Source organism: Colwellia sp. (genome assembly GCF_013215345.1).
In the GTDB taxonomy this organism is placed as follows: domain Bacteria; phylum Pseudomonadota; class Gammaproteobacteria; order Enterobacterales; family Alteromonadaceae; genus Colwellia.
The window spans coordinates 1-5,142 of the sequence record NZ_JABSOV010000021.1; the positions used below are offsets into that span (position 1 = coordinate 1).

Here is a 5,142-nt window from a genome sequence, read left to right on the forward strand (position 1 = left end):
CATTACTAACTGTATCGTTATGGGGCGTGCTGAAGCTTTTGCTATGAAAGAAAAGCCTGGTGTGAGTTTCTTAGACGGTATTGGTAATGGTTTAGGTTATGGCGCTGTCTTATTAGTGGTTGCATTCTTCCGCGAGCTTTTAGGCTTTGGTAAAATCTTCGGTATGGAAGTATTTCAGTTAGTGCAAAACGGTGGTTGGTACCAAGGTAATGGCTTATTGGTTTTACCATTTAGTTCGTTCTTCATTATTGGTTTAGTCATCTGGGCTATTCGCCAGTGGAAACCTGAACAAGTTGAGGAGGGTTAATTATGGAACATTATTTAAGTATATTTATTAAAACCATTTTCATTGAGAATATGGCGTTAAGCTTCTTCTTAGGTATGTGTACTTTCCTAGCTGTGTCTAAAAAAGTTGATACTGCTATTGGTCTCGGTGTAGCGGTTGTTGTGGTTCTTGGTCTTGCAGTTCCTGCTAACCAAATTATCTACCAAGCAATTTTAGCGCCGGGTGCACTTGATAGTCTAATGGGTATTACTGATCCGAAAGAATCAATTGACCTTAGCTTCTTGTCATTTATTACCTTTATTGGTGTTATTGCCGCCTTAGTACAAATATTGGAAATGCTGTTAGACAAGTATTTCCCTGCGTTGTATCAAGCGCTTGGCATCTTCTTACCTTTAATCACCGTTAACTGTGCCATTTTTGGTGCGGTATCATTTATGGTTGCAAAAAACCTTACCCTTGGCGAAAGTGTTGTTTATGGCATTGGCTCAGGTGTAGGTTGGATGTTAGCAATTGTATTGATGGCTGGTTTGCGTGAAAAGATGAAATATTCTGATATACCAGACGGGTTAAAAGGTTTAGGGATTACATTTATTACTGCAGGTTTGATGGCTTTTGGCTTCTTATCTTTCGGTGGTATTTCGTTATAAATTTGGTTGGTGTAATGCAAGTTAATATGCATTACACCCTTAGAAAAGTTTAAGGAATAGTCGATGGAAATTATTCTCGGCGTATCGATGTTTACCGCGATAATTATTGCCTTAGTCTTAGTGATTTTATTTGCTAAATCTAAGTTAGTTTCTTCAGGTGACGTAACGATCAGCATAAATGGCGACCCTGAAAAATCAGTAGTTACTGCTGCGGGTGGCAAATTATTAGGTGCACTAGCTGACCAAGGGATTTTTATTCCTTCAGCATGTGGTGGTGGTGGTACTTGTGGCCAATGTCGTGTTGACGTGCATTCAGGTGGTGGTGATATTTTACCAACCGAAGAAGGGCATATTACTAAACGTCAAGCAAAAGATGGTTGTCGTTTAGCCTGTCAAGTTGCTGTTAAGCAAGACATGGTAATTGAAGTTGAAGATGAAATCTTCGGCGTGCAAAAATGGGAATGTGAAGTTATCTCTAATGATAACCAAGCAACCTTCATCAAGGAACTTGTGTTAAAAATTCCTGATGGCGAATCAGTACCATTTAAAGCCGGTGGTTACATTCAAATTGAAGCACCTGCACATCATGTCAAATACAGTGATTTTGACATTGATGAACAGTACCGTGGCGATTGGAAACACTTTGGTTTCTTCGATGTTGAATCGAAAGTTGATGAAGAAACTTTACGTGCCTACTCAATGGCAAGTTACCCAGAAGAGGAAGGCATTATTATGCTGAACGTGCGTATTGCTACGCCGCCTCCTGGACGCTTACATTTACCAGCAGGTAAAATGTCTTCGTACATTTTCAGTCTTAAAGCTGGTGATAAAGTGACAATTTCAGGTCCATTTGGCGAGTTCTTCGCTAAAGAAACTGATAATGAAATGGTCTTTATTGGTGGTGGTGCAGGTATGGCGCCGATGCGTTCTCATATCTTTGACCAACTTAAGCGCCTTAAATCTAAGCGTAAGATAAGTTTCTGGTACGGTGCACGTTCTAAGCGTGAAATGTTCTATGAAGATGATTATAACGGCCTAGCAGCTGAAAATGACAACTTTGTTTGGCATGTTGCCTTGTCTGATCCACAACCAGATGATAACTGGGATGGCATGACTGGTTTTATTCATAATGTTCTTTTCGAAGAATACTTGAAAGATCACGAAGCGCCAGAAGATTGTGAATACTACATGTGTGGTCCTCCAATGATGAATGCTGCTGTTATCGGTATGCTTAAAGATCTTGGTGTAGAAGACGATAATATTATGTTGGATGACTTTGGCGGTTAATATTTTAACTTAAGCTTGCCTAGTGGCACTACTTCACCGTTAGATGTACTCACCTATAGTCATAGGCTCCGTGCATCCGCCTTGAATTAGTACCACTATTTAGCGCTTAATTTTTAAATATGCTGTTGAAGAACATTTGAAATAAGGACGACTTCGGTCGTCCTTATTGTTTTATGAACTAGTACAGCAAGTAAATTATTTATATCGCTATATTTTTTGAAAAAGAATATAGCGATATAAATAATAATTTGGAACCCTTATGAATAAATTGAAACTTGTGTTGTTAACTGTTTTAGTAATAAGCCTATCAGCTTGTTTTCCGAGTAATCCTTCAAATAAAATAGAGGTGTTACTGCAAGGTCGTACCATGGGTACTACTTATAATATTAAAGTAGTGGCGACAGAAGAGCAGATACTAGCGCTTGAATTAAAACAACAAATTGATGCTGCTCTGAAGCAAGTTAACCTAGAAATGTCGACTTATATGCCTAACTCTGAACTATCCAGGTTTAATCAATCGACATCGACTGAACCAGTGGAAGTCTCAGCAGGTTTTGCTCGCGTTGTTCAAGAGTCAATTCGTTTATGGAACTTAAGTGAAGGCAAGCTTGATGTCAGTATTGGTCCATTAGTTAATCTTTGGGGCTTTGGTCCTGAACAACGTCCTGAAACTGCACCTAGTGATGAGGTCATTGCAATGACTCATAAGCGTGTCGGTTTGCAGAACCTAACATTAGAGGGCAACAAACTATCTAAGAAAATCCCTGATTTGTATATAGATTTATCTACTACGGCTAAAGGCTATGGTGTCGATGTTGTTGCTGAAATAATTGAAAGTAATGGCTTTACCAATTACTTAGTAGAAATTGGCGGAGAAATGCGTTTAAAGGGCTTTAAGCACACAGGTGAGCTGTGGGCTATTGCAATAGAGAAACCACTTACGAATGAGCGCAGTGTACAGCAAGTGATTATTCCTAAAGATAATGCAGTGGCCACTTCTGGTGACTACCGTAATTATTTTGAAGCTGATGGTATACGTTTTTCACATATTATTGACCCAGATACCGGCAAGCCTATTCATCATAAGTTAGTATCGGTAACTGTTATTCATCCTTCATCTATGACAGCAGATGGTTTATCAACAACCTTGATGGTGATGGGCATGGAAAAGGGTATGGCTTTTGCTGTGAAAAATGATTTGGCGGCATTATTTATTTCAAAGACTGAAAATGGCTTTGATGAGCGATTTACGGTAAAATTCAAACAATATTTGAAGTAACAAAGTCCTGATAACCCTTAGCACTAGTTCTTATGTTGGAAATGGTCTGTGGTAAATTTAGCACAATGACTCTTGTCCAGAGCATTGGCACTCTTTAGTTAAGTATGTAAGTTAAGTAAATAGAGTAAGTTGAGAGCATAGTATTATGATGATTTTTTTTATTACCTTTGGTTTTTTCCTTGTGGTAGGCACTGCTATGGCAGTGGGGTATATTTTCCAAAATAAAGCCTTAGCAGGTAGTTGTGGTGGTTTAGCAAGCGTAGGCATTGATAAAGAGTGTAACTGTGATAACCCTTGTGAAAAACGACAAGAGCGAGAGAAAAAATCTGCGCTTGAAGATAACTTAAAAAACAGAATTGACGTAACAAACTTATAATTTCTGGTTTTATATAAATTATTTCTAAGCTTTGTCACCTTGTACAACTAAGCTAGCAGTAAAAATTTAGTGCTAAAAAAAAAGGATAATGAATTTACTTCATTATCCTTTTTTTGTGCGTTAACTCGCTTATCGAGTTAACGCTATATCGGGTCAAAGCTAGCTAATAAAATTGCGTATCTTAGCGATAATACCTTGGGCATCTAAGCCTAATTCCTGGTGTACTTCTTCTTGGGTACCATGTTTAACGAAATGATCAGCAACACCAATGTTGAGGATGCAAACAGGCTTGCCCTGAGCAAGTAGGTATTCATTAACGCCTGAGCCAGCACCACCGGCAATGGCATTATCTTCAATTGTTACCAGACAGTCATGATTGGCATTGAGTTCATCAATTAGTGTTTCATCTAGTGGTTTAACAAAACGCATATCTACTAAGGTAGCATTAAGCTCTATAGCGGCTTTCTTTGCCTGGACTAACATAGAGCCAAAGCTTAATAACGCAATGCTTTTTCCTGATTGTTCGTTACCTTCTGGTACTTCAGCTTTAAGAACAGTGACACCTTTACCAAGTGCTATGGTTTCATCAACGGTGGGCAGAGTTGCTCCGGTACCACTACCACGAGGGTAGCGAACAACGCTTGGACCATTATGTTTAAAACCAGTATTAAGCATTAGCTGGCATTCACGTTCATCTGAAGGAGCCATGATGACGGTATTAGGAATACATCGTAAAAAACTTAAATCAAAGACACCTTGATGGGTGGCGCCGTCAGCGCCAACAATACCAGCACGGTCAACCGCAAACATAACCGGTAAGTTTTGTATGGCAATATCGTGAATAAATTGATCATAACCACGTTGTAAAAAACTTGAATAAATCGCTACCACTGGTTTTTGACCACCAATAGCAAGGCCCGCAGCATAGGTGACCGCATGTTGTTCAGCTATTGCGACATCAAAGTACTGGTCAGGAAAACGCTGACTAAATTCGACCATACCAGAGCCTTCAGCCATAGCAGGGGTAACGGCGACTAACTTACTATCAACTTCAGCGGTCTTACATAACCAATCGCCAAAAATCTTAGAATAGGTAGGTAAACTTGGCTTTGCCTTAGGCAAATTTTTATCTTCCGGGTTAAATTTAGGTACCGCATGATACTTAATTGGATCTTGCTCAGCTGCTTGATAACCCTTACCTTTCTTAGTGGCAATATGGAGTAACTGTGGTCCTTTTAGCTTGCGCATGTTTTTAATAGTATCAACT

6 protein-coding genes are annotated in these 5,142 nt (G+C 39.2%); 5 read left to right on the forward strand and 1 reads right to left on the reverse strand.

The window, feature by feature from the left end; all coding sequences use genetic code 11:
• The 5 genes from HRT50_RS04540 to nqrM form a co-directional block, all read left to right on the forward strand.
• Window positions 1-307: Rnf-Nqr domain containing protein (locus HRT50_RS04540; RefSeq protein WP_291611790.1), on the forward strand; the 307-nt coding region annotated here is incomplete at its 5' end.
• Window positions 308-309: 2 nt separating this feature from the next.
• Window positions 310-933, forward strand: coding sequence for an NADH:ubiquinone reductase (Na(+)-transporting) subunit E (gene nqrE / locus HRT50_RS04545; protein WP_291611792.1), 624 nt, complete (start codon window positions 310-312; stop codon window positions 931-933).
• A 63-nt stretch (window positions 934-996) separates the two neighbouring features.
• Window positions 997-2,220, forward strand: coding sequence for an NADH:ubiquinone reductase (Na(+)-transporting) subunit F (gene nqrF / locus HRT50_RS04550; RefSeq protein WP_291611794.1), 1,224 nt, complete (start codon window positions 997-999; stop codon window positions 2,218-2,220).
• A gap of 259 nt (window positions 2,221-2,479) precedes the next feature.
• A complete protein-coding gene (locus tag HRT50_RS04555; protein ID WP_291611796.1) occupies window positions 2,480-3,499 on the forward strand; it encodes an FAD:protein FMN transferase in 1,020 nt (339 codons plus the stop codon).
• 145 nt (window positions 3,500-3,644) lie between these two features.
• Window positions 3,645-3,875: a (Na+)-NQR maturation NqrM gene (gene nqrM / locus HRT50_RS04560; protein ID WP_291611798.1), complete on the forward strand. Its 231-nt coding sequence runs from the start codon at window positions 3,645-3,647 to the stop codon at window positions 3,873-3,875.
• A gap of 159 nt (window positions 3,876-4,034) precedes the next feature.
• On the opposite strand, the gene dxs is transcribed toward nqrM, so the two are convergent.
• The coding region (gene dxs, locus HRT50_RS04565) for a 1-deoxy-D-xylulose-5-phosphate synthase (protein ID WP_291611800.1) at window positions 4,035-5,142 on the reverse strand (1,108 nt) is incomplete at its 5' end.